Consider the following 23,606-nt stretch of genomic DNA (forward strand, 5'->3'; position numbering starts at 1 on the left):
CCTTTCACTTATCAACGATTCTTTGTTTGAACTGATCCAATGACCAGGTATTGACAACTGTCTCTTTTTTCAACCATGCTTTTTGTGCATATTCTACACCGATAGCCATAAGCTCCAATTGCTCTTTGGCATGGGCATCTGTATTGATCGATATCTTTACACCAGCCTCTTGCGCCATTTCTAAGTATTCTTTGTCCAAATCAAGGCGATGAGGGCTTGCGTTCAATTCTAGAATCTTACCATATTTCGCAGCCCATTCGATTAATTGAGGCACATCCGGATTGTAGCCATCCCGTTTTCCAATGAGACGTCCTGTAGGATGGGCAATTAAATCGACGTGCGGGTTTTTCATTGCCGAATGTAATCGTTCCATGATCTGCTCTTGGGATTGACTGAAACTTGAATGAATGGATGCAATTACAAAATCAAGTTGCGAGAGTACTTCATCGTCAAAATCGAGTGTACCGTCTGGCAATATATCCATTTCTGTCCCACTAAAAATTTCGATGTCTGGATACTCTTCATTGATTTCCCGGATTTCTTTCAATTGGTCGAGTAACCGTTCAGGTGTTAGACCATTGGCCACTTTCAAATAATGGGAGTGGTCTGTAATCACCATGTGGCTATAGCCTCTTTCTCTGCATGCGTCTGCCATTTCACGAATCGAATAGCCTCCATCAGAAGCAGTCGTATGCATGTGGAAGTCGCCCCGGATGTCACTCAGTGCGACCAAACCATCTAGTTCGTCTATGCGATCCAGCTCCCGACCGTCTTGACGTAAGTTTGGTTGGATGAACGGTAAATCAAAATGGGCGAAAAAGTCTTCTTCTGAATCGAATGTTAACACGGTTCCGTCCTCTTGCTCGACACCGTATTCACTAATTTTTTCACCGCGTGATTTTGCGAGTTGCCGCATTCTTACATTATGGTCTTTTGAACCTGTAAAATGATGCAGCGCACTTGCATATTGTGTGTCTGTCACGAATCGGAAATCGACGTCGATGATTTCTTCCAACTCCAAAGTTACGGAGAGTTTTGAATCCCCTGCTGCAATCGTTTCTAAAGTCGGAAGTAGTTTTAGCAACTTTTCACGTACAACAGATGGTGTATCTGTCACGATGATGAAATCCATGTCACTGCTTTGTTCTTTCGTTCTGCGGTAACTTCCCGCTACTGAATATTTGCTGATTTCTTCAATTCCATCCAAAATCGGTTCAACTTGTCCAACAAATTTAACCATTTGCCAAAGAGGGAAAGATGTTTTACGCTCAGAAAGTTGTTCAATTTCATGGAGTAGCTTTTCTTCTGTTTTCTTACCGAAACCAGGAAGTGCGCTCACTTCATTTTTCTCACAAGCTTCTTTTAGCGATTCTACTGAATCAATTCCTAGTGCCTCATGGAGTTTTGCAATTCGCTTGCCCCCAAGCCCCGGGATTTCAAGCAGTGGGATCATTCCCGCTGGAACGGTCTCTTGAAGCTCGTTTAACAGGTCGGACTCCCCTTTGTCTAATAGATCCTGAATAACCGCACCTGTTCCTTTGCCGATTCCTTTCAAGGTTAATATATCGTCCATTTCAGCGAGGCTTCTTGGATCGACTTCAAGGATGTTCGCTGCTTTACGGAAAGCGCCAACTTTGAAATGATTCTCCCCGAGTAATTCCATATAGAGTGCAATTTTTTCCAACGTTTGTATGATCACTTTTTTGTTCATCAACAAAACCTCCTCGTTCTATTTGTTCCCTGACTGAACAAAAGCTTCCCGCCGCTCGGGGGGGAAGCTGCTCAGACTTATTTTGTGTAAACGTACCACCATTCTTTCACTGCGTTTGAAATGACCGGTGTATGTTCGAACATGGTTTTCGACAGTAAAGACGAATCTAATAATTTTTGAACAAAGTCGATTGGCAACAAAGCAAGGAAACTGATGAGTAATAGAATGATAATATAGAACTCAACAAATCCTAATGCCGCGCCAAAGAAACGCGAGATGAATCCAAGTACAGGCAAATGTTTCAGGAAGTCGAACATCGACACAAAGAGTTGCAGTAGGAATTTAACAACAAAGAAAATCAGGATAAATGCTAACAACCTGTAAAACGTCTGATCTAAATCCAATTGTCCAAATGACCAGCTTAACTTGGACTCTGCGGTAACTCCCGGATATGGAATCCATAAAACGAATTTATCCGCAAGTTGTTTGTAATACGCGTAAGCAACAATGAATGAAACGATAAAACCTGTCATATGTAAGACTTGTACAAGCAATCCTCTTCTAAAGCCTGTAATCAGTCCTCCAACCAATAGAAATAATATAAGTATATCTAACATTAGCAGCCGTCAGCCCTTCAACTTTTTCAATTCTTCTTCAAGTAATTCTTTTTCAGTTTGTAACTTCAAATAGTCATGCACACTGTTAACAGCTGTTAGCACCGCAACTTTTGTCGTATCCAAAGACGGATTATGCGCACTAAGTTCACGCATTAGGTCGTCCACGAGTGTTGCCACTTGTCGAACGTGAGCAGACGAGTCGGTCCCAATGATTGTATACGTTTGACCGTATATATCGATGGTAATCCGTGTTTTCTGTTCTTTTTCCACTGCCATAACCTCCTGCCCAAAACTATGAAGTTAATCATACCACGAAAAAGGTTTATTTGTGAACATAGGCATTGCCAGCAAACTATTTTTGTGTTCTCTATGGGACACGGTATACTATACAAAACGTTTTAGAATGTACGGTTTGAAAGGATGATTTGAATGGCGAATTCTGTAATAATTTTGTCTGATAAAAAAATTACTGCGTTAAAAGCGTATTATGCGAGTGATCGTGTGACGCGCAATGCCCCTGGTGTGGTGTTTGCTGCAAAAACTGCGAATGCATCGATCACTGCATATCGTTCAGGGAAAGTTTTGTTTCAAGGTGGAGGTGCTGAGGTGGAGGCTGCGAAATGGCAGTCTGATTTGGATGCAAGTTCGGACTCGAGGGCTCCTAAGAAAAAAGTTGTTGTGAAAGGAGCGGCCCTTCCTGATCGTCTTGAGACACTTTCAGTAATCGGTTCAGATGAAACCGGGACAGGAGATTTCTTTGGTCCAGTTACGGTTTGCGCTTGTTACGTACGGGCGGATCAGATTCCTCTTGTCGCAGAACTTGGGGTGAAGGACTCCAAGTTACTGACGGACCCCTACATGAGGTCGATTGCTCCGGATTTGAAATCAGCATTGACATACAGTGTGCTCACCTTACAAAACGAAAAATACAATACTGTGCAAGCAAAAGGTTGGTCCCAAGGGAAAATCAAAGCATTGCTACACAATCAGGCGATCCGCCATGTGTTGCGTAAAATGGAAGATGAGCATCCGGATTATATTTTGATAGATCAGTTCGCGGAGCGCGGTGTGTATTACAACCACTTGAAGAATGAACGCGAGATTGTGCGGGAGAATGTGTTGTTTGCAACGAAGGCGGAAGGATTACATGTTGCCGTTGCTGCGGCGTCAATCATCGCTCGGGTGGCGTTTTTAGATGAAATGGATCGGTTGAGTGGATTGGCAGGACGAACACTTCCCAAAGGTGCTGGTAAAAAGGTGGATGAAACCGCTGCTTCGATTTTACTCGCAAAAGGAGAACCGTTTTTGCGTTCGATGACGAAATGGCACTTTGCTAATGCGAAAAAAGCCGCGGTATTGGCTGCTAAGAAGCGTGGGTGATTTTGGGTTTTGGGGATGGCACGGGTTGCGTGAGAAATGATCGGGTTCTGACTCGGAACGAGCGTGTTAAGTAGGGAAACGGGCGGGTGGATTCAGAGAACGAGCGGGTTATCCGCCGGAACGGGCGGGTTCTCTGCCTGAACGGGCGGGTGGATCCGGAGAACGAGCGGGTTCTCTGCCGGTACGGGCGGGTGGATCTGGAGAACGAGCGGGTTCTCTGCCGGTACGGGCGGGTGGATCTGGAGAACGAGCGGGTTCTCTGCCGGTACGGGCGGGTGGATTCGGAGAACGAGCGGGTTATCCGCCGGTACGGGCGGGTGGATTCGGAGAACGAGCGGGTTCTCTGCCGGAACGGGCGGGTGGATCTGGAGAACGAGCGGGTTCTCTGCCGGAACGGGCGGGTGGATCTGGAGAACGAGCGGGTTCTCTGCCGGAACGGGCGGGTAATCCGGAGAACGAGCGGGTTCTCTTCCTGAACGGGCGGGTGATTCTGGAGAACGAGCGGGTTCTCTTCCTGAATGGGTGGGTGAATCCGGAGAACGAGCGGTTTCTCTTCCTGAATGGGTGGGTGAATCCGGAGAACGAGCGGTTTCTCTTCCTGAACGGGCGGGTGGATCTGGAGAACGAGCGGTTTCTCTGCCGGTACGGGCGGGTGGATCCGGAGAACGAGCGGGTTCAGACTAGTAATAGATATTTCCCCGTGACCTCCTTTCCCCACTATCTATTACTAAATGCGTAGCGGAGCGAAGCACACCAATTCATCTTGGTTTTGAATTGGGGGAATTGATTGGTCTCGACGTGGATCAGAATTGAAGATAGAAGCCTGTCGCTGACAAGGTGCAGGAACCTCAGGGACCATTTAACGAAGCTAGTGGGTGCGGTAGACAGATGAAAACGCTTCGCAATGCGAAGCGCACCAATCATCACCTGTATTTCAACCTACATTGCAAGCTATATTAACGTTGTGTAACGACTGCCTCGTCCCTCCCCCTGCTTTTTAACCTTTGAGCGAGCAAGCATTCTTTTTGCAGTGTGGCGATTAGTGATTCCTGTGAACTCACAAAACTTTCGATTGGTCAGAGGTCCGGACATTAGCATAAACCAATCGATTACCGCATTTTGGTGACTCCCAATTTCACGTACACCGCAGACTTGGCAATCCCATCGCAAGTCGCACCATCTCATAATTGCTGGAATTTCACATTTTGAACAAAATACCCCTCCCCTAATATCATGCTCAGCTATGTTATATCGTAAAGTTATTGGATAAGGATTGTATTCCTTATGTCCGCGCGCTAGCGCTTTTGCAATTCTTGCAATATCCCGTTCCTCAAAAATCTGTTGCTGTGGGGTCAATGAACGGAAATAAGTAGGTGCCTCATAGGCAGTAATTACTTCCATAGATGTTTTTTCTTCAATAAACATTTCATTGTTATAGGCAAACACAATGAGCCCCTTCACCTTTATATGCACATTCCTGCTAGCTAACCACTTTTCGAGAAACTGAATTTTACGTTCCACTTCTGCAATTGGGCTTCGGAATAGCAACCGTGTTTCGTCGGGCAGCTGCTTCATAAATTGTGTCGGCTTGGCTTTAATGAAAATTTTATCGGCAATGTTTTTTATTTCCGAAATGATGATGGAGTCTGGTGTGATGAAAAGTGAGTCGATTTGAAAATGGACACCTTCGTGTTGTAGGAAAAGATCGTGGAGTATGGCGTGTGGATAGTCAGTCCGGACTTCTTTCATGTAGCGATCGTATTCTTGCTCGCCTCCGTATCCGGCACGGATTTTATACAGCTCATTCTGGATGTATTCGTATTTCTCATGTGTTGGTGAAAGACGTTTCTCTAAAGCTTGTAGCCCACTTAATAGTCGTGGCTTGGTTCGATGTTTATAGATCAATAGCGTCACCCCTTTTTTCTTTAGTGTAGCGGATCTTCCAGAGGAGAGGAAGGCTTTGTTCGAAAATAGCATTATCACGTTTTTGACACAATTCACTTTCCGCTTATAGTTTTAGAGATAGTCAGGGATTAATTGGTCGCGAGTTCAATGAAGGTTAAACCTTAATGTAGTCCCGCGACAATGGAGCTATTGGAACGGGCGGATCGACTTCCGTAACGGGCGGGTTGACTTCCGTAACGAGCGGGTTCCGGCTCAAAACGAGCGGGTCGACTTCCATAACGAGCGGGTTCCGACTCAAAACGGCCGGTTGACTTCCTTAACTAGCGGGTTCCGACTCAAAACGGGCGGGTCGACTTCCGAAACGAGCGGGTTCCGACTCAAAACGGGCGGGTTGACTTCCGTAACGAGCGGGTTCCAACTCAAAACGGGCGGGTTGACTTCCTTAACGAGCGGGTTCCGACTCAAAACGGGCGGGTCGACTTCCGAAACGAGCGGGTTCCGGCTCAAAACGGGCGGGTTGATTTCCTTAACGAGCGGGTTCCGGCTCAAAACGGGCGGGTCGACTTCCATAACGAGCGGGTTCCGACTCAAAACGGGCGGGTCGACTTCCGAAACGAGCGGGTTCCGGCTCAAAACGGGCGGGTTCATCGTGAAAGTTCGTATACACAAAAAAGAGAGGGAGAACCAGCAATCCGCCGGTTCTCCCTCTCTTTTCATCTAGATTTATCCTCGTAGCACTGCGCCTGATTTTTCTTTCAGTGCAGCGAGTACTTTGTCGTGACGCGTGACCACTTCCTCGTCAGTCAGCGTGCGATCTGCATCGAAATACGTCAACGAAAATGCGAGTGACTTCATGCCTTCATCCACTTTGTCGCCTTCGTACAAGTCGAACACAGTTACATCTTTCAACAACTTGCCACCCGCTTCTTGGATGATTTCCATCAAGCTACCAGCAGCCTCGTCTTTTGAAACAACTAGGGCGATATCACGTGACATCGAAGGATAGCGTGGAACTTGCTCATATACGAGTGCTTCAGCTGATTCAGCAAGCAGCAACGCTAAGTTTATCTCAGTCACATATGTTTCTTTCAAATCGCGTTTTTTCTGTTCAGATGGGTGCAATTGACCGAGTACACCAACTACCTCACCATTCAACAAGATGTCCGCTGTTCTACCTGGATGCAAGCCGTCATGAGTTGCTTTCGTATACGTTACTTTCTCAGTAAGACCGAGTGTATCCATTAGCCCTTCGATGATCCCCTTCATCACGAAGAAATCGACTTTCTTATTTTCTTGTTGCCATGCGTGATTCACCCATTTTCCAGTTATCACCGCAGCGACATGACCTACTTCTTTAGGGAGTCCGTCCTCTTGCGTTCCTAGGAACACCGAACCCGTCTCATATAGTGAAACCGTGTCAATGCGACGCGCTACGTTGTAAGTCGTTGCCTCCAGCAGATGTGGAAGCAAGCTTTGGCGCAATACGCTTCGATCTTCACTCATCGGCATTAGAAGCTCTGTTACCGGAGCTGTCTCCAGTGCAAAGCTTTGGGATTCCGCCCTCGAAGTTAGTGAATACGTGATTGCCTGATAAAGACCCGCACTCTCCAAATAGCGACGAACGAGACGTCGTTTTTCCTGGAAACTGCTCAATCCTCCTGGAACACTCTCACCAATCGGCAGTGTCATCGGAATTTCATCGTACCCATAAAGACGTGCAATTTCTTCGATCAAATCCTCTTTAATGCGCAAATCTTGTCTACGTGTAGGAGCATCCACGATTAATTGTCCATTGGCTGCTTCTACAGGGATTTGTAGACGTTCTAGAATTGAAACCATTTCGTCCATTGGAATCTTCATTCCCAAACGACGATTTACATAATCTGGTGATAATATGATGCGCACGGATTCTTTATTCAACTCATCGAATTGAACCGATCCCGCTAACACCTCTCCTCCAGCCAACTCTGACAGTAATTGAGCCGCACGTTCTGCTGCTTCTGCAACGCGGTTCGGGTCTACTCCTTTTTCTAAACGAGTACTTGCATCACTGCGTAAGCCGACGTCTTTCGAAGTTTTACGAACTGATGCAGGCGCAAAATAAGCTGATTCAATGACAACTGTTGTCGTGCCATCATAAACTTCTGAATTCGCACCTCCCATAACTCCTGCAAGTGCAACTGGCTCTTTGCCATTTGTAATAACGAGTTGACCTGCACGCAACGTACGCTCGACGTCATCTAGTGTCGTAATCTTTTCACCTTCAACAGCGTGACGAACGACAATTTCTTTCGTTGCAAGACGATCGTAGTCAAACGCGTGCAAAGGCTGACCGTACTCAAGCAAAACAAAGTTTGTAATGTCGACAACGTTGTTATGAGGACGGACCCCTGCAGCCATTAAGTAGTTTTGAAGCCATAGTGGCGATTCTGCTACTTTGACATTTTTTACGACTTTTGCAATGTACATCGGGTTGTCTTCTTTCGCTTCTACTTTCAGCTTTAAGAAGTCTTCTGCTTTTTCGTTTGAAGCTGTGTACTCAATCTTCGGAAGCTTGACATCTTGTGATAAAATTGCACCGACTTCATACGCAACACCTAGCATACTAAGTGCGTCCGCGCGATTCGGTGTTAAATCGAATTCCAAGATGACATCATCTAATCCGAGTAATGAAAGCGCATCTGTTCCTGGTTTAGCATCAGCTGGTAGTACATAAATACCTTCTGCATAAGCTTTTGCGACCGTCTTCCCTTCAACACCAAGCTCTTGAAGAGAACAGATCATGCCGTTTGATACTTCTCCGCGCAGTTTTGCTTTTTTAATCTTCATGCCACCTGGCAATTTAGCGCCAGGAAGTGCGGCAATAATGTTTTGTCCTGCGGCTACGTTCGGTGCACCACAAATAATTTGAACCGTTTCTTCACCGACGTTCACTTGGCAAATATTTAATTTGTCTGCTTCCGGATGCTTTTCACATGATTCAACGTGTCCGACGACAATGTTGGTCAACCCTTCAGAACGGTCGATAATCGTATCGACTTCAATGCCCGCACGTGTAATCTTTTCAGCAAGATCCGCAGGTGCGATGCCTTTTGTATCTACATAGTTTTCTAGCCATTTCGTTGATACGTACATGGGGTCTCCTCCTTACACTTCTGTGCGGTTAAATTGTGATATAAATCTCATATCGTTTGTAAAGAAATGACGAATGTCTTCAACGCCATACTTCAGCATAGCAATTCGTTCTGGTCCCATGCCGAACGCAAATCCAGTGAATACTGTAGGGTCATATCCAGCCATTTCAAGTACATTCGGATGCACCATACCAGAACCAAGAATTTCAATCCAGCCAGTTTTCTTACAGACGTTACAGCCTGATCCACCACATTTGAAGCACGAGATGTCCATTTCAACAGAAGGCTCTGTGAATGGGAAGAAGCTTGGACGAAGACGGATTTCCCGTTCTTCACCGAACATCTTTTTCGCAAATAACGCGAGTGTCCCTTTCAAGTCGCTCATACGAATGTCTTCGCCTACGACAAGACCTTCAATTTGTGTGAATTGGTGAGAGTGTGTCGCGTCATCGCTATCACGGCGGTACACTTTACCTGGGCAAATAATTTTGATTGGCTCTCCTTTTTTAGCGGCCATTGTCCGCGCTTGCACAGGGGACGTATGGGTACGGAGCAAAACATCTTCCGTGATGTAAAATGAATCCTGCATATCGCGTGCTGGATGACCTTTTGGTAGGTTCAACGCTTCAAAGTTGTAGTAGTCTTGTTCCACTTCGGGACCTTCCGCCACTTCATATCCCATACTGATGAAGAAGTCCTCAATATCTTCAACGACACGTGTCAGTGGGTGGTGATTGCCGAGTTTAACGGGTCTACCTGGAAGTGTAATATCGATTGTTTCTTTTTCAAGTTTTTCATTAACGGCTTGCTGTTCTAGCAGTTCCATTTTTTCTTCTAGAGAAGTTGTAACGGTTTCACGAACGACATTAACGAGTGCTCCCATTTTAGGACGTTCCTCTGCAGGAAGTTTCCCCATTCCTTTTAGGAGGTCGGTAATCGGCCCCTTTTTCCCTAGATAAGCTACACGCACGTCGTTTAGCTCTTTTACTGACGGCGCGTCTTCAATTTTCTGCAGTGCTTCTTGTTTTAACTGTTCCAGCTGCTGCTCCATTGTCATTCTCCTTTCAAAATAGCTTAGTTCAATAAAAAGCTTAACAAAATAAAAACTCGTCCCCTAAAAAAGGGACGAGGACGAATTCGCGGTACCACCCTGATTATCATGCCGTTCGTGCACATGATCACTCAACTTCGGAATAACGGTCCGTAGCCGGCTCATCTTTACAGCGTATGCTGGTCCTGATGGCAGTTCGCGGGGTGAACGGTAACAGTTTCGACCATCCATACTTTCAGTCAAGGTATGGACTCCCTAGCGTCAAATCATCTGTTTCCTCTTCCCGGTCAACACTTTTGTTGTCTGTTGCTCTTGTATACTACATCAGTATAGCTGAATCTGCTTCACACTTCAATACTTGAACGGCTTAACGACGTCCGTATGTGTAGAGTAAGATGCCCGCTGCGACTGCAACGTTCAACGATTCTGCTTCACCATACAATGGAATCTTGACGATCGTATCCGCTTGTTCCAGGTATTCATCCGAAACTCCAGCGCCTTCGTTCCCCATTAGAAGTGCAAACGCAGGCATTGCGTCCACTGTAAAATGATCTTTCGCTTGTGACAGACCTGTTCCGATCACTTGCAGACCGCCTAGTTTTGCACGTTCGATCCATTCACTCAAATCCCCTTTTACGATTGGAATATGGAAATGGGAACCTTGCCCAGAACGAACTGTTTTCGGGTTAAAAGGATCGGCACACCCCTTACCAAGAATCACAGCGTCCATTCCAGCAGCATCTGCTGTACGGATCATGGTCCCTATATTGCCTGGATCTTGGACTGCATCAATATATAGAAGCCGTTTCCATTCTAAATACAGGTCTTCTGAAGGAATCGGCTGTTTGCAGTGTGCGAAAATTCCTTGTGGATGCTCGGTTTCTGAGATTTCAGCGGCTACTGCTTTCGTCATTTCAATGATTTGAATCGAAGACTCTTCCAACTCAAATGGAATTTCAACATCTTCTCGGAACATGATATGGAGTACGGTGCCTTCAGTCTTTAATGCTTCCTCAACTAGATGATGACCTTCGATGATAAATTCTTCTGACCGTTCGCGTTCTTTCTTTGTCGTAACAAGTTTTTTCCAATGTTTCACAAGTGCATTTTGTGTGGATTCAATACGTTTCATAGTGTGGGATAACTTCCTTTTTTCTTTTCAGTGTATCAAAGACAAGCCCACTTGGCGATACTAAACTCAAGTACGCGGAAAGGAGGTCAGATGAATGAATTTTCAAATCAGGGATGCTATTACAGCTAATATGACAGATAACAAAGCACAAGACATTCGCGGGGTTGTCGATGACGCGATTGCACGTGGTGAAGAACATCTGCTTCCTGGCTTAGGCGTGTTCTTTGAGAAATTGTGGCAACGCGCAGATGATCAGGAGAAATTGAAGATCACAGGAGAACTCGAGCACGCATTTGCTGCACAGTGACTCCAAAAAAAAGGGGACCGCTAGCCACCTACAAGGTGAAAAGCGATCCCTTTTTAGTTCTTATTACAGCAACGCAGCAAGCAAAGATTTCTGCGCATGCATGCGGTTTCCTGCTTGTTGAAAAACAACCGAATGTGTTCCGTCGATGACAGATGCGGAAACTTCTTGACCACGATGCGCGGGTAAACAATGCATGAATGTGTAATCCGATTTTGCGTGGGAAGCGAGTTCGTCGTTGATTTCAAATCCTTCGAAATCTGCAAGTCGCTGATCTGATTGTTCATCGTCTCCCATACTCACCCACACGTCTGTATACAAAATATCTGCGTTTTTTGCGGCTTCAACAGGATCAGTCAACTGTGTCATCGTCACGCCGGATTGTTTGGCTGCTTTTTCGATAGACTTTGTAATAACAGCATCCATTTCATATCCGACAGGTGTAGCGATTGCTGTGTGAATTCCCATTTTAGCAGCTGCCATGAGTAGCGAATGTGCGACATTATTGCCGTCTCCAATGTAGACAAGTTTTAATCCCGCAAACTTACCTTTCACTTCTTGAATGGTAAGTAAATCCGCAAGTGCTTGGCACGGGTGCAATTTATCCGTAAGGCCATTAATGACAGGGATTGTGGCATTGTCTGCGAATTCTTTCACCATTTCATGTGAGTTTGCGCGGATCATTACTCCGTCTAGATATTCAGAGAATACTTTTGCTGTATCTGCAATTGACTCTCCACGGCCAATTTGTAGTTCAGTCGGATTCATCATCAATGCATGCCCACCTAGCTGGAACATGCCCACATCGAACGAAATACGAGTTCGCGTTGAATTCTTTTCAAACACCATTCCGAGAGTTTTCCCTTCAAGAGGTTTAGTTGCGCCTCCCGCTAAAAAGCCTTTCTTCATTTTTGTTGCTTGATCTAACAAATAGTTAATCTCGTCTGATGAAAAATCCTCTATGGCTAAAAAGTCTTTTCCCTTCAATTGCTTCTCCATGTATTTCAGTTCGAATGCGCTTGTCATGTAATCATCCTCCGTGAATAAAATTGGTTACTCTCAGTATAATTATGAATAATTATAAAGTCAAATGTATTTTTATACTTTATTGAAAATTAAAAGAGGCAGACCAGTGTTGGTCTACCTCTTCCCTTTTTATTCAGAAATAATCTTATCAACTGTTTCACGATCAAGCTTTTTAATGACTTCCACGATTAGTTTCACAGCGTTTTCGTAGTCGTCGCGGTGAAGCATTGCTGCGTGACTGTGGATGTAACGAGTCGCTACAGTGATTGCAATGGAAGGAACGCCGTTACCGCTCAAGTGGATTGATCCTGCATCAGTTCCGCCACCTGACATGGAGTCAAATTGATATGGAATGCCGTTTTCTTCAGCTGTGTCAACGATAAAGTCACGTAAGCTTTTATGAGCGATCATAGATGCATCATAGAGGATGATTTGTGGACCATCTCCCATTTTTGCTGCCGCTTCTTTCGCAGTAACTCCTGGAGTATCCCCAGCGATACCGACGTCAACTGCGATGCCGATATCCGGATTGATTTTATTCGCTGCAGTTCGAGCACCTCGGAGACCGACTTCTTCTTGAACAGCTCCGACGCTATACAGTGTATTAGGATGTCCTTGTTTGTGTAGTTCTTTCATAACGTCGATTGCAATTGCACAACCAATGCGGTTATCCCATGCTTTAGCTAGTAAATATTTTTCATTGTTCATGACTGTGAATTCAAAGTAAGGAACGACCATATCTCCAGGTAAAACGCCCCACTCCATTGCTTCTTCACGGGAAGAAGCACCGATATCGATAAACATATCTTTAATGTCTACTGGTTTTTTGCGTACTTCCGCAGGTAAAATATGTGGCGGTTTCGAACCGATGATTCCTGTAATGGAATCTCCTTTGCGCGTTACAATTGTCACGCGTTGAGCGAGCATGACTTGTGACCACCAGCCACCGATTGTTTGGAAGCTCAAGAACCCTTTTTCGTCAATTCTTGAAATCATGAATCCAACTTCATCGAGGTGACCTGCGACCATGATCTTTGGACCATCTGCATCGCCAGTATGTTTAGCAATTAATGAACCAAGTCCATCCTGGTCAATCTCATCTGCAAATGGTTCAATATAGCGTTTCATCACGTCACGTGGTTCACGTTCGTTCCCACCCGTTCCTTTTGCATCGGTTAATTCTTTGAGCATGTGTAGCGTTTCATCCATTTTAGCCAAATCCTTCGCCCCCCTAAGTAATTACGTTCCTAGTATAGTACAAATTATCTTGTTTTCAAAGTATACAGGACATTCTTATAACAATTCTTTTCGAAGTTGAGCGGGATCTTTTGGCGATAATAGGCCCGGTGGAATGTCAAACACTGTTTTCGCACCATGTTGTCCCAGTTGATTTAATCTGTATGCAGCTCGTGCATATGCTGTAAGAACACTTGAAGTAAATTCAGGATTACTATCCAATGTCAACGAATATTCCATCACTTGGTTGGTGCCTTTTCCGGTTTTACCACTTCTGATGACAAATCCTCCATGTGGCATCGTACTATGATTTTGTTGCATTTCTTCTTCAGAGATGAAGGAAACTGTTGTGTCATAGTCTGCGAAATAATCTGGCATAGTAACTATTGTATCTTTCACAGTCGCTGCATCTGCACCATCTTCTAGTACCACGTAGCATTCCCGGACATGCTTTTCTCTCGTTGACAATTGTGGTTGTTCCCCAGCTCTAACTTTTGAAATTGCTTCTTCAGAGGGGATTGTATATTGAACGGCATTTTTGACGCCATTAATGCGACGAACCGCATCGGAATGACCTTGGCTAAGGCCTTTCCCCCAAAATGTATACGTGGCACCATCAGCAAGGACGGTTTCCCCGTATAAACGATTTAACGAAAACAGGCCAGGATCCCATCCCACAGACAATATTGCTGTTGTGCCCGATGGTTTCGCTGCTGCGTCGATAGCATCGAAGTATTCAGGAATTTTAGCATGTGTGTCAAAGCTATCAATGGTTGTAAATAACTTCGCAAGTGCAGGACCTTGTTCAGGTAAGTCTGCGCGGGACCCTCCGCAAAGAATCATGACGTCCACCTCATCAACGTGCTTTTCAACATCTGCCAACTGGTATACAGATACGCTGTCACCGACTGGTTGAACACTACTTGGATCTCTTCTTGTGAAAATACCAACCAACTCCATATCGGGTTGTTGGGAAATCGCAAACTCCACCCCTCTACCTAGGTTTCCATAACCTGCGATTCCAATTCTTATCTTCGATTCCATGTCTTATTCCCCCATTTCGTTTGACTATTCGTTATTTTACAGTTTTTTTCGTCAGATTGCTATTTTTTCTTAACTAGAATGATTTTCTACAATTTTGTCACACATCATACCGTTTGTTCCTGACTCCCTATCCTTGTTCATTGATTTAAACCCTTAACATGATAAAATAAGCATGGTTTATGAAATCTCGAAACGAGGCGTATGTATGCGATTTTTTGTTTATTTAATCGTTTTCTTTTCATTTTTTGACTTATTCTCCCAGCTACCAATCATGAGTCCATTTGCTCTTTCTCTAGGCGCTTCCACATTCGTAGCAGGTCTTGTTGTCGGTACCTATTCACTTGCGAACGTTTTCGGGAACGTCATTTCAGGCTTTGTTACTGATAAGAGAGGTCCGTTCATCATTTTGCTAATCGGACTTTTAACAAATGCATTAGCATTGACACTATACTCCACAGTTCATATTGCTTGGTTGCTTGTTGGTGTCCGTTTCATTCACGGTTTTACGAATGGGTTGATCATCCCTGCTGCATTTACTTTTCTAGCCAACCGCGCTCAACCTGAAAAACGTGGAAAAAGTGTCGCGATTTCCGGTGCGTTTGTCGGAATGGCTGCGATTGCAGGTCCTGCTTATAGTGGAATTGTCGCTTCAATCATCGGGAACCCATCAAAAGGAACTCCTGTTATCATGCTCGTGAACGGGGCCGTCATGGCAATTCTAGCAATTTTGGCATTTCTGCTATTGCGTTCAGTAAAAAGAGTCAAAAAATCAGAAGAACAATCAAGAGAGAAACAGGTTGGGTCTATGTTCCGCCACCCAGGCATTCAGCGTGCCTTCGCAGGCGCCTTCTTCCTAATGTTCTCACAGGGTGTCCTAGCGCTTATTCTTCCGTTAAAGGTCGAAGCACTTGGTTTTGATACAAAAACCACAGGCACACTTCTTAGCACGTTCGGTATTGTAGCAATTCTAGTGTTTTTACTACCGATCAACCGGATTTTCGACCAGGTGAGGCCAATGATTACACTTGCATTCGGAATTTCCTTAATGGGCGTAAGTATGTTGCTTCTAAGCCAGGCAGACGAACTTATTAATCTATATGGAACTATGGCATTATATGGAATCGGATTTGCATTTCTATTTCCGTCCATCAACTCATTGCTCATCGATTCCTCTGAGGCCACCTACCGCGGAAAAGCTTACGGTTATTTCTATGCATTCTTCTCAATGGGCGTTGTCGCAGGCTCGTATACGATTGGTGCGCTGAATTTAAATTTCAGAGGTGCATTCACTTTTACAGGTGTGGTCTTACTTATCGTTGCCGCTTATACCATTTATGGCTTGTTCAAACAAAGTACCGAAACGATTCGCTAAAAATTGTTCATCCAAAAGTGGATGTGAATTAAAATAGCATGCGTTTCTAGGATTGTTTCTCAAAGGTTCTTAGGGCTCCATTTATCTTGTCCTCGATCTATGGAGTTCCTTGTCATATCTAATGTCATTCAAACTGCAGACATGATATGATAACCAGACAGACTTGTCTGATAACAATTAGAATGGAGTGGTTCCTATCGGAATTAATGTATATGTAACATTTAACGGAAATTGCCGCCAAGCGGTCGAATTCTATGCAGACGTTTTCAATACGGAAAAACCTGAGTTTATGACATTTGGGAACTCGCCGCAAAATCCTGAATACCCTTTACCTGAAGAAGCGAAAGATCTCATTATGCATACACGTCTTACAATAAAAAATGACGTGATCATGTTCTCAGACACATTTCCCGGATCGCCAGTTTCAGTTGGTAATAACATCAGCTTAGCTTTCGTAAGTGATGATACAGATGAACTCACCTCCTCGTTTGAAAAGCTCAAACAAAAAGGTGACGTGTCCATGGAGTTACAGGAAACTTTTTTCAGTAAATGCTACGGTAAAGTAAAGGATCAATTTGGTATCGAATGGCAAATTAGTCACGAAGAATAACGGAGATCAACGGCTCTTGACCAGTTGCAGATTTATACGCTCAAAAAATAAAAAGGGTTGGAAATCATTTCGATTTCCAAACCCTTTTGTCTCCAGTCTGAAACATACCGGTGTAGTATGTTTTTTGTTTTGTTCAATATTTTATATGAGTAATTCGTCAAATCTCCTGGAGTTGAAAAGACTGAATCTCCTCGATGAACGCCTCTCCATAAATCTCAAGCTTCGTTTGTCCAACACCCACAACATCTAAAAATTCAGCAGCCGTTGCCGGTTTCTTCATCGCCATATCCTTCAAGGTCTTGTCCGAGAATACGACGAATGGTGGAACTCCCGCTTCTTGAGCGAGCTGACGTCTCAGTTGTCGAAGTTGTTCAAACAATGGATCGTTTTCTGTAAGTACTTTTGAGACAAATGAACCTTTTCGCATAATCTTATCATTGCCAAGCAAGACTTCTTTTCCACGCTCTGCCACCCGAATCGTTGGAAATTGTCCGTTTTCGACTTGTAAGCAGTTTTCCGAAATCAGAAACTCGATAAAATCGGAAACTTCCTTCGCGTTCTTTTCTTTCAACAAGCCGTATGTGGTCAGTTCATGAAACTTAAAATCTAGCAATTTTTTATTCCGCGAACCGGTTAGCACCTGGGCAATCATCGTTTTGCCAAAACGTTGTCCCATTCGAATGACGCATGAAAGGACTTTTTGAGCTTCGAGCGTAACGTCCATCTGCTCACGCGTATCTGTACAATTCGCACATCTCCCACATTTCGGAGCATCCTGCTCACCGAAGTAGGTCACGATGTATTGCTGCAAACAATTTTCTGTATGACAATAATCAATCATTCCTTGAAGCTTTTCGAGTTCTGCTGGAATTCGAGAAGGATCAGGAGATTGGTCAATTAGAAAACGTTGCGTTTGAATATCTTGCGATGCGAAAAGCAGCACACATTCACTATCGAGTCCGTCACGCCCCGCACGCCCTGCTTCTTGATAATAGCTTTCCATATTCTTCGGCATTTGATAATGAATGACGTACCGGATATTTGACTTATCGATTCCCATTCCAAACGCATTTGTTGCGACCATCACTGTCGCTTCATCATTCAAAAAACGTTCTTGCTCGAAATGACGTTCGGTATCTGACATTCCGCCATGATACTTGGCTACTTCAAAACCAGCACGGTTCAGCAGTTCATAAATACTCTCGACTGCTTTTCGGGTTGCTGCGTATACAATTCCAGCTTCCTCTTTATTTTTACTCGCAAACTCTTTGATGAACTTCTCCCGATTTTGCCCTTTTACAACCGTAAACACTAGATTTGATCTCTCAAAACCTGTCATCACCGTCTGTTCTTTCGGTATTCCAAGTTGCACACGGATGTCTTCCCGAACATTTGGTGTTGCTGTCGCGGTTAACGCGAGCAATACTGGTTTTTCATCGAAACAATTCAATACGCGAGTAATATTCCTATAGCTCGGTCTGAAATCATGACCCCATTGCGAAATACAGTGCGCTTCATCGATTGCAATCATCGGCACACTCATCCGACTTAGTTCTCTCAGAAATGATTCGGACTCTAATCGCTCAGGGGCAATATAGAGGAGGCGATACTGTCCTTCAATTGCATTTTCAAGAATACCAAAATATTCTTCTGATGATAACGTACTGTTTATGTAAGCAGCAGGAATCCCAAGCTGCCACAGTGCATCTACCTGGTCTTTCATAAGGGAAATGAGTGGGGATATGACGAGGACTGTTCCTTCGACTAACATTGCCGGAACTTGGTAACACAACGATTTACCGCCGCCAGTTGGCATGACACACAAAGCGTCCTGTCCCCCCATAACATGCTGGATGACTTGCTCTTGTCCTGTGCGGAATGATGTATACCCGAATTTTTCAGCAAGTACGGCAAGTGCTTGTTGCATCATGTAGTGTCCTCCTTTCATTGGAAATTCATCTCTTCGCGTAAATAATGATGTTCAAGAAAACTCTATATAGTTCAAGCGTCTTGTGAAGGTGACTCTGTAAATAACAGACGTTCTTCCTCACGACTATGAATTTCGTTCACAACCAATAGCGCATAAAACTTTTGAAGGACGCTCGGACTAATCCCTTCCTTCTCTCTAAGCACTTCTATGTCTGCAACAATGATTCTGATCAAATCATGATCACGCGTTAGCTGGGTAACTGATTTTTCCATCGTAGGATTTTCGGTAACGATTTCTTGATAAAACCCGTCTTCTTCTGCATCGGCATGACTGATTACGCGAGTCTTCCAGTAATCCACTAAGTCATTGGCTGCTCGTTCCGCATTTTTCTGATCTCCTTCTTGAAGGAAGTCAATCAACATCTCCGTTTTTCCGATTGCACCAGATAGTCCGCCTTCGTGAATCGCTCGGTGAGAGTGTAGTTGCTTTAATGCAGGTCCCGCCATTTCAATCATCCCTTTCCGTTGATTTATCTACTTTAAGAATAGCAGATTTGTAAGGAGATTGAAACGAACAGGGGGACGCTTCTAAAAGTGAACTCTAGGACACAATAAAACCGTCTCGCATAGTCGCAAAGACGGTTCAATGTATGTATGGCGGAGGCGAGAAGATTTGAACTCCCGCGGCGCTTGCACGCCCTAGCTGATTTCGAGTCAGCCCCCTTCAGCCTCTTGGGTACGCCTCCATTTTTAACGAACTAAATTATATCATGGACCGAATTATTCTTCAATTTAATAACCTCTCCACCCCACTATGTGAAGCGAAGAAGTCGGCAATTATACTTTAGAAATTTTAAAGTTGCTGACCATTGCCCAAGATAAAATGAGCATTGCAATGACGAGATATGGTGCTGACACATAGGGAACTGCGAAATATAATGCAGTTAAAATGACACCTGCTGCAGTAATTGGAACACCACGAAATACTCCGTCGAACTCTTCAACATTGTAACGGGCCAAACGAATCGCCCCACAAGCAATATAGATAATCGTCGCTGCGAGCCCAACCCAAAGCGTTCCAGATAAAGCTGTATGGTAGATAAGAACCGCTGGTGCGATGCCAAACGATATAATATCACTTAAGGAATCTAATTCTTTCCCAAAAGCAGACTCTGTATGGAAGTGACGAGCAGTCATTCCGTCAAAACGATCGAATAAAGCTGCCAAAAAAATAAAAACCAAACTCATGTGTGACAAGTCTCTAGAAATTAGTATAATAGCAATAGCTCCGAAACTTAAATTGACCAAAGTAATTGCATTCGCCAGTTGGGCCTTCACTTTAGTATAATCAATGTATCTGAATGAAAACATAACAAACCTCCCAATAATATATACTAGATAAAGATGGTGATTCTAATGAAAAAGAAACTTTTGAAGTCTTTAGTGGAATTGACTGGAAACCCGATTTCTTCTGGAATCCTTCGTCATTTGTCAGCCTCACGTCTAAGTAAACCTCTTATTAAGACCTACTCAAAAGCCTATAAAATTGATGAGTCCATTATGGAATATCCGAGGGAACACTATGACAGCCTACAAGCATTTTTCACTCGAAACTTAAAATCCGAAGCACGGCCTTTCAACACGTCACCTGAAATTCTCATTTCTCCTTCCGACGGACAGCTAAGTTCGTATGGACGTGTGGAAGACGGACACCAATTTACAATTAAAGGTCATACATACAGTATAAATGAAATATTCATGGATGAGAAGAGGGCATCTACTTATAAAAACGGTTGGTACTTTGTATTCTATTTGTCCCCGGCAGATTATCATCATTTTCATTACCCTGCAGATGGTACTGTCATTAACCGCTACGCTCTTGGAACTAAATCATATCCTGTTAATACATTGGGGCTGACTTATGGAGACAAACCGTTTGAAACGAACTATAGGTTGATAACAGAGCTTGCCACCAATTATGACAAATTAGCCCTTGTTAAAGTAGGCGCACTCAATGTAAACTCCGTACAGCTCTACTCTTCTTCGAAGGACGCTAAAAAAGGAGAGGATTTCGGGTATTTCTCGTTCGGCTCAACAATTCTGTTGTTTGTTGCAGGCGGTTCTCATTTCTCTGCTACAATTCAAGAAAAAGGTTCGATTCATGTGGGTGACCCGATTGGTCAATGGCAACAATGAACGTGATCATCAAAGAAGTGACAAATGAGGGATGTAAGTGAGTGTTTTTCAAGATTTCGTTACCCATTACGGGTATTTTGCTGTTTTTCTATTTCTAGCGCTTGGAATATTTGGTTTACCGATGCCGGATGAATTCGTAATTGTCTTTACTGGGTACTTGTCATCTGCAGGGCTCCTCAATTTTATAGGAGCCATGACTATTGCTATTTTAGGTGTATTCATCGGGACACTTTTAACATATACCATTGGAAAAAAAGTCGGACGCCCTATCGTTGAGCGATTTGGTAAATGGGTCGGTCTCTCCGAAAAGCGGGTATTGCGAGTGGAACGCTGGTTTGTCCGCTATGGTTCCTGGACCGTAACGTTAGGATTTTTCGTTCCAGGAATGCGTCATTTTGTTTGTTGCTTTTCAGGTATGAGCGGCATGGCTGTAAAACGATATATGCTGTTCTCCTCACTCGGCACAACCGCTTCAGGTATTATATGCATCACGCTTGGCTATTTGTTCGGCTGGCCATTTTAAACACTCCGTTAAGTGCGGAGTGTCAGACTGTAGACAAACTCCAGTAATCACGGGGTCTGCCTACAGTCTTTTTCTTTTACAATAGAATTAACTAGGAAAAGTTGATTTCCACTGCGAGCGGACGCTCTCCGAGGAGCTTGCTCTCAGCCAATCGAACGACGAAGAGTTTGATTTGCCGTATTTTAGCGAACATGGCTGAAAATATGGCAGCACTCATCTCCCTCGCTCTGCTCAGGTTCTTCGAAAACACGTGCTCCTAACGCTTCGCTTTTACTCGCAAAAGCTGTTCTTCGTCACAGCTTTCGCTGATCCCTCCGGAGCCGCTCTCCGCTACAATCAACAGTATCTCCCAACTATCAAATGAGGTAATGGTAATGATAATGAAGAATCAAATCAAAGAACTGGAGCAGGTGGATATGCTTACAATCTAACAGTTAGTTTCGCAAGACCATATCTGTTCTGTAAATTAGAGGCATCAACTGATTTCCCCTTCCCTTATCCATTGGTTTCAGATTAATATTCCCTATTCAGGAGACCCAGTATAGAACCTGTTGTTCTCATTAAAATGTCAATCATTCAATATGCTAAGCCATCTTATGGTTGTCCATCGCATATCACGCTTCTCCTGAGCATCGACAAAGTCGCGTTCAACTGTTTCTTTGCATTCTGATAGACTTCTTTGATTTCATATTGGTGTCTCAAGTCTTCTGTTACTCTAGTTAGTCTTACCAACTGAAAATGAAGCCCCACAATTGCATTGTTTGTTTGAATGATGTGAATGTGTCATAGGTAATTCAGTTGATTGAAGTGCAGGACGGCGACTCCTGGGGATCAGCGCAGCGTGAAGACCCCGCAGTAGCGAAGCTATGAGGAGGCTGAGGGCAAGCCCCCGGAAAGCGCCCGTCCGGAACGGAGATCAACGGCGTGTTATCCTTCATCTTCAGAATCAAAGATGAAAAAGACAAAAGGTATGGAAATTAAATCAATTCCCATCCCTTTTGTCTACAGTCTAAACTCCCCGCTAAGCACGGAGTGTTTTTATGTTGTTCAAAGAAGTTCGAATGCTTGGTTCGGTGGAACTGGTTTACTGAAATAGTAACCTTGAATACGATCTGCACCAATTTCTTTTAACAGGTCCAACTGTTCTTTTGTTTCCACACCTTCCATGATTGTCAACTGACTCAACCCCGAAGCAATCGAAACAATTCCTCTTAAGACGGATGCAGCTTGTGAATCGGCACTGTCCAAGTCATCCAAAAATGTACGATCCACTTTCAAATATTGAAACGGAAGCAGGCTAAGAATTGCCAAAGAAGAATACCCCGTACCAAAATCATCTAACGCTGTGCTAATTCCAAGGTCGTTCAACTTCGTAACAGTTGCTAGCGCTTTTTCACTATCTTCTACAACAACCGATTCGGTTATTTCGAATACCAGACTATCCGGGGATGCTTTTGTTTCTAGTAAAATATCCTGTACTCGAGAGAGGAAGGATTCATCCAGAAGTTGCTTTACAGATACATTTACGGTGACATAAAGTTCAGGAAATCCTTCACTCCTCCACTTACTAACTTGTAATGCCGCCTCTTGAATAATCCAATCCCCAACCTCTAAGATCATGCCCGACTCTTCCAGTAGTGGAATGAATTCAATTGGGCTCACCAGACCAAATTCACCTGAATCCCAGCGAAGTAACGACTCAAAACTAACGAATCTATCTTCTTGGAAACTAAAAATCGGCTGATAGACAAGTTTAAATTCTCCTCGATTTAATGCTTCTGAGAGTTCCTTAACGAATAGTTTCCGCTCACTATCGAGTTGTCCCAGTTCGTCAGTAAAATACGCGTACGGTGCGGTTGTTAGATGGCGTGCTTCTTGGCAAGCAAAAACCACATCGTGAATGATTTGAGCAGCTTTATCTTTTGAGTTGACAACTGCGTTTCGAATACCAGCATACACCTTCAACCGTACAGTTTCATGGTACTCACTTTCAAATGGTCTTTGGATAAGACCACACAAATTAGCCGTTATTTCTTCCGCCTGCTCCCTAGTCCTAGTCCCTGGGAACAACACCGCAAACTCGCCACCTCCGATTCGATAGGTCGTATGCTTTTCAACTATCCCAACAGAAAGCCTCTTCCCTACTTCCATTAAGATCTGGTTACCGCTCTCATATCCTGCCCAATTGTTAATATTCTTGAATTCAAGTAGGTTTAAAAGTATGATTGTGTATGGTTTCCGTTTTACCAGTTGCAAGTAATTGACGTCTTCTTCCAGTCGCACTAGGTTACCTAGTTGTGTGAGAGCATCTTGACGGGCCGCACGTTGTTGTCTTTTTTCCAACTTTAAAATATAGAGATAACTTCCAATCGACGTGAGCAAAACCATAGATGCAATGATTGTATAATGCCATCGCTTTGCTGACATCTTTTCCAT

24 protein-coding genes and 1 tRNA gene are annotated in these 23,606 nt (G+C 44.0%); 8 read left to right on the forward strand and 17 right to left on the reverse strand.

Annotated features, from left to right (window positions below; genetic code table 11):
- Nucleotides 1–4: 4 nt before the first annotated feature.
- The 3 genes from polX to zapA form a co-directional block, all read right to left on the reverse strand.
- Nucleotides 5–1,711: a DNA polymerase/3'-5' exonuclease PolX gene (gene polX / locus M3197_RS07895; RefSeq protein WP_251660447.1), complete on the reverse strand. Its 1,707-nt coding sequence runs from the start codon at nt 1,709–1,711 to the stop codon at nt 5–7.
- 77 nt (nt 1,712–1,788) lie between these two features.
- Nucleotides 1,789–2,328 carry a CvpA family protein gene (locus tag M3197_RS07900; protein ID WP_025783261.1) on the reverse strand — a complete coding sequence of 180 codons (540 nt, stop codon included), beginning with the start codon at nt 2,326–2,328 and terminating at the stop codon, nt 1,789–1,791.
- Between the two features lie 9 nt (nt 2,329–2,337).
- On the reverse strand, nt 2,338–2,598 hold the full coding sequence (zapA, locus tag M3197_RS07905; RefSeq protein ID WP_251660449.1) for a cell division protein ZapA: 261 nt from the start codon (nt 2,596–2,598) through the stop codon (nt 2,338–2,340).
- A gap of 159 nt (nt 2,599–2,757) precedes the next feature.
- Here zapA and rnhC point away from each other — a divergent pair, with 159 nt between their 5' ends.
- From rnhC to M3197_RS07920, 3 genes are all read left to right on the forward strand, one after another.
- A complete protein-coding gene (rnhC, locus tag M3197_RS07910; RefSeq protein WP_251660451.1) occupies nt 2,758–3,708 on the forward strand; it encodes a ribonuclease HIII in 951 nt (316 codons plus the stop codon).
- 86 nt (nt 3,709–3,794) lie between these two features.
- Entirely contained in the window at nt 3,795–4,184 is a 390-nt protein-coding gene (locus tag M3197_RS07915) for a hypothetical protein (protein WP_251660453.1), read from the forward strand.
- Between the two features lie 46 nt (nt 4,185–4,230).
- Nucleotides 4,231–4,392: a hypothetical protein gene (locus M3197_RS07920; RefSeq protein ID WP_251660455.1), complete on the forward strand. Its 162-nt coding sequence runs from the start codon at nt 4,231–4,233 to the stop codon at nt 4,390–4,392.
- 267 nt (nt 4,393–4,659) lie between these two features.
- On the opposite strand, the gene M3197_RS07925 is transcribed toward M3197_RS07920, so the two are convergent.
- The 6 genes from M3197_RS07925 to M3197_RS07950 form a co-directional block, all read right to left on the reverse strand.
- Nucleotides 4,660–5,613 carry a nuclease-related domain-containing protein gene (locus tag M3197_RS07925; protein ID WP_251660457.1) on the reverse strand — a complete coding sequence of 318 codons (954 nt, stop codon included), beginning with the start codon at nt 5,611–5,613 and terminating at the stop codon, nt 4,660–4,662.
- Nucleotides 5,614–5,767: 154 nt separating this feature from the next.
- Entirely contained in the window at nt 5,768–5,911 is a 144-nt protein-coding gene (locus tag M3197_RS07930; protein WP_251660459.1) for a hypothetical protein, read from the reverse strand.
- Nucleotides 5,908–6,330: a hypothetical protein gene (locus M3197_RS07935; protein WP_251660460.1), complete on the reverse strand. Its 423-nt coding sequence runs from the start codon at nt 6,328–6,330 to the stop codon at nt 5,908–5,910. The genes M3197_RS07930 and M3197_RS07935 overlap by 4 nt, the downstream gene beginning before the upstream one ends.
- A gap of 6 nt (nt 6,331–6,336) precedes the next feature.
- Nucleotides 6,337–8,748 carry a phenylalanine--tRNA ligase subunit beta gene (gene pheT, locus M3197_RS07940; protein WP_251660462.1) on the reverse strand — a complete coding sequence of 804 codons (2,412 nt, stop codon included), beginning with the start codon at nt 8,746–8,748 and terminating at the stop codon, nt 6,337–6,339.
- 12 nt (nt 8,749–8,760) lie between these two features.
- Complete coding sequence (gene pheS, locus M3197_RS07945) at nt 8,761–9,798, reverse strand: phenylalanine--tRNA ligase subunit alpha (protein WP_251660464.1); 1,038 nt, start codon at nt 9,796–9,798, stop codon at nt 8,761–8,763.
- A 367-nt stretch (nt 9,799–10,165) separates the two neighbouring features.
- Nucleotides 10,166–10,930 (reverse strand): TrmH family RNA methyltransferase, encoded by a 765-nt coding sequence (locus M3197_RS07950; protein WP_251660467.1) that lies wholly within the window; start codon nt 10,928–10,930, stop codon nt 10,166–10,168.
- Between the two features lie 94 nt (nt 10,931–11,024).
- On the opposite strand from M3197_RS07950, the gene sspI reads away from it, so the two are divergent.
- The gene (sspI, locus tag M3197_RS07955; protein ID WP_251660469.1) at nt 11,025–11,237 is read left to right on the forward strand and encodes a small acid-soluble spore protein SspI; all 213 of its coding nucleotides are present in this window, start codon (nt 11,025–11,027) and stop codon (nt 11,235–11,237) included.
- Nucleotides 11,238–11,300: 63 nt separating this feature from the next.
- On the opposite strand, the gene argF is transcribed toward sspI, so the two are convergent.
- The 3 genes from argF to M3197_RS07970 all read right to left on the reverse strand — a co-directional run bounded on the left by argF (nt 11,301) and on the right by M3197_RS07970 (nt 14,540).
- Nucleotides 11,301–12,260: an ornithine carbamoyltransferase gene (gene argF, locus M3197_RS07960; protein WP_251660471.1), complete on the reverse strand. Its 960-nt coding sequence runs from the start codon at nt 12,258–12,260 to the stop codon at nt 11,301–11,303.
- Between the two features lie 129 nt (nt 12,261–12,389).
- Complete coding sequence (locus M3197_RS07965; protein ID WP_251660473.1) at nt 12,390–13,478, reverse strand: M42 family metallopeptidase; 1,089 nt, start codon at nt 13,476–13,478, stop codon at nt 12,390–12,392.
- A gap of 75 nt (nt 13,479–13,553) precedes the next feature.
- Nucleotides 13,554–14,540, reverse strand: a complete 987-nt coding sequence (locus M3197_RS07970; protein ID WP_251660475.1) for a diaminopimelate dehydrogenase — start codon at nt 14,538–14,540, stop codon at nt 13,554–13,556.
- 205 nt (nt 14,541–14,745) lie between these two features.
- Between M3197_RS07970 and M3197_RS07975 the strand changes: the two genes are divergently transcribed.
- Complete coding sequence (locus M3197_RS07975) at nt 14,746–15,912, forward strand: MFS transporter (RefSeq protein ID WP_251661025.1); 1,167 nt, start codon at nt 14,746–14,748, stop codon at nt 15,910–15,912.
- 196 nt (nt 15,913–16,108) lie between these two features.
- Nucleotides 16,109–16,522 carry a VOC family protein gene (locus M3197_RS07980; protein ID WP_251661026.1) on the forward strand — a complete coding sequence of 138 codons (414 nt, stop codon included), beginning with the start codon at nt 16,109–16,111 and terminating at the stop codon, nt 16,520–16,522.
- 157 nt (nt 16,523–16,679) lie between these two features.
- On the opposite strand, the gene recQ is transcribed toward M3197_RS07980, so the two are convergent.
- From recQ to pssA, 4 genes are all read right to left on the reverse strand, one after another.
- The gene (recQ, locus tag M3197_RS07985) at nt 16,680–18,452 is read right to left on the reverse strand and encodes a DNA helicase RecQ (protein ID WP_251660477.1); all 1,773 of its coding nucleotides are present in this window, start codon (nt 18,450–18,452) and stop codon (nt 16,680–16,682) included.
- A gap of 71 nt (nt 18,453–18,523) precedes the next feature.
- Complete coding sequence (locus tag M3197_RS07990) at nt 18,524–18,967, reverse strand: hemerythrin domain-containing protein (RefSeq protein ID WP_349774105.1); 444 nt, start codon at nt 18,965–18,967, stop codon at nt 18,524–18,526.
- Between the two features lie 139 nt (nt 18,968–19,106).
- A tRNA-Ser gene (locus M3197_RS07995) sits at nt 19,107–19,197 on the reverse strand.
- Nucleotides 19,198–19,288: 91 nt separating this feature from the next.
- Entirely contained in the window at nt 19,289–19,822 is a 534-nt protein-coding gene (pssA, locus tag M3197_RS08000) for a CDP-diacylglycerol--serine O-phosphatidyltransferase (RefSeq protein ID WP_251660479.1), read from the reverse strand.
- A 45-nt stretch (nt 19,823–19,867) separates the two neighbouring features.
- Here pssA and asd point away from each other — a divergent pair, with 45 nt between their 5' ends.
- A complete protein-coding gene (asd, locus tag M3197_RS08005; RefSeq protein ID WP_251660481.1) occupies nt 19,868–20,647 on the forward strand; it encodes an archaetidylserine decarboxylase in 780 nt (259 codons plus the stop codon).
- Between the two features lie 37 nt (nt 20,648–20,684).
- Nucleotides 20,685–21,170, forward strand: coding sequence for a DedA family protein (locus M3197_RS08010; protein WP_251660483.1), 486 nt, complete (start codon nt 20,685–20,687; stop codon nt 21,168–21,170).
- A gap of 1,047 nt (nt 21,171–22,217) precedes the next feature.
- Here the strand turns inward: M3197_RS08010 and M3197_RS08015 are convergent.
- The gene (locus tag M3197_RS08015) at nt 22,218–23,597 is read right to left on the reverse strand and encodes a putative bifunctional diguanylate cyclase/phosphodiesterase (RefSeq protein WP_251660486.1); all 1,380 of its coding nucleotides are present in this window, start codon (nt 23,595–23,597) and stop codon (nt 22,218–22,220) included.
- Between the last annotated feature and the right edge of the window lie 9 nt (nt 23,598–23,606).

Source organism: Sporosarcina aquimarina, from assembly GCF_023715615.1.
In the GTDB taxonomy this organism is placed as follows: domain Bacteria; phylum Bacillota; class Bacilli; order Bacillales_A; family Planococcaceae; genus Sporosarcina; species Sporosarcina aquimarina_A.

Excerpts from the sequence above, each read along its gene's own strand:
- sspI (WP_251660469.1), top strand. The coding sequence starts at position 11,025 with ATGAATTTTCAAATCAGGGATGCTATTACAGCTAATATGACAGATAAC.
- M3197_RS07950 (WP_251660467.1), bottom strand. The coding sequence starts at position 10,930 with ATGAAACGTATTGAATCCACACAAAATGCACTTGTGAAACATTGGAAA.
- M3197_RS07935 (WP_251660460.1), bottom strand. The coding sequence starts at position 6,330 with ATGAAAAGAGAGGGAGAACCGGCGGATTGCTGGTTCTCCCTCTCTTTT.
- argF (WP_251660471.1), bottom strand. The coding sequence starts at position 12,260 with ATGACAAGCGCATTCGAACTGAAATACATGGAGAAGCAATTGAAGGGA.
- pheS (WP_251660464.1), bottom strand. The coding sequence starts at position 9,798 with ATGGAGCAGCAGCTGGAACAGTTAAAACAAGAAGCACTGCAGAAAATT.
- M3197_RS07970 (WP_251660475.1), bottom strand. The coding sequence starts at position 14,540 with ATGGAATCGAAGATAAGAATTGGAATCGCAGGTTATGGAAACCTAGGT.
- M3197_RS08015 (WP_251660486.1), bottom strand. The coding sequence starts at position 23,597 with ATGTCAGCAAAGCGATGGCATTATACAATCATTGCATCTATGGTTTTG.
- pssA (WP_251660479.1), bottom strand. The coding sequence starts at position 19,822 with ATGTTTTCATTCAGATACATTGATTATACTAAAGTGAAGGCCCAACTG.
- polX (WP_251660447.1), bottom strand. The coding sequence starts at position 1,711 with ATGAACAAAAAAGTGATCATACAAACGTTGGAAAAAATTGCACTCTAT.
- M3197_RS07990 (WP_349774105.1), bottom strand. The coding sequence starts at position 18,967 with ATGATTGAAATGGCGGGACCTGCATTAAAGCAACTACACTCTCACCGA.
- pheT (WP_251660462.1), bottom strand. The coding sequence starts at position 8,748 with ATGTACGTATCAACGAAATGGCTAGAAAACTATGTAGATACAAAAGGC.
- recQ (WP_251660477.1), bottom strand. The coding sequence starts at position 18,452 with ATGATGCAACAAGCACTTGCCGTACTTGCTGAAAAATTCGGGTATACA.
- asd (WP_251660481.1), top strand. The coding sequence starts at position 19,868 with ATGAAAAAGAAACTTTTGAAGTCTTTAGTGGAATTGACTGGAAACCCG.
- M3197_RS07975 (WP_251661025.1), top strand. The coding sequence starts at position 14,746 with ATGCGATTTTTTGTTTATTTAATCGTTTTCTTTTCATTTTTTGACTTA.
- M3197_RS07900 (WP_025783261.1), bottom strand. The coding sequence starts at position 2,328 with ATGTTAGATATACTTATATTATTTCTATTGGTTGGAGGACTGATTACA.
- rnhC (WP_251660451.1), top strand. The coding sequence starts at position 2,758 with ATGGCGAATTCTGTAATAATTTTGTCTGATAAAAAAATTACTGCGTTA.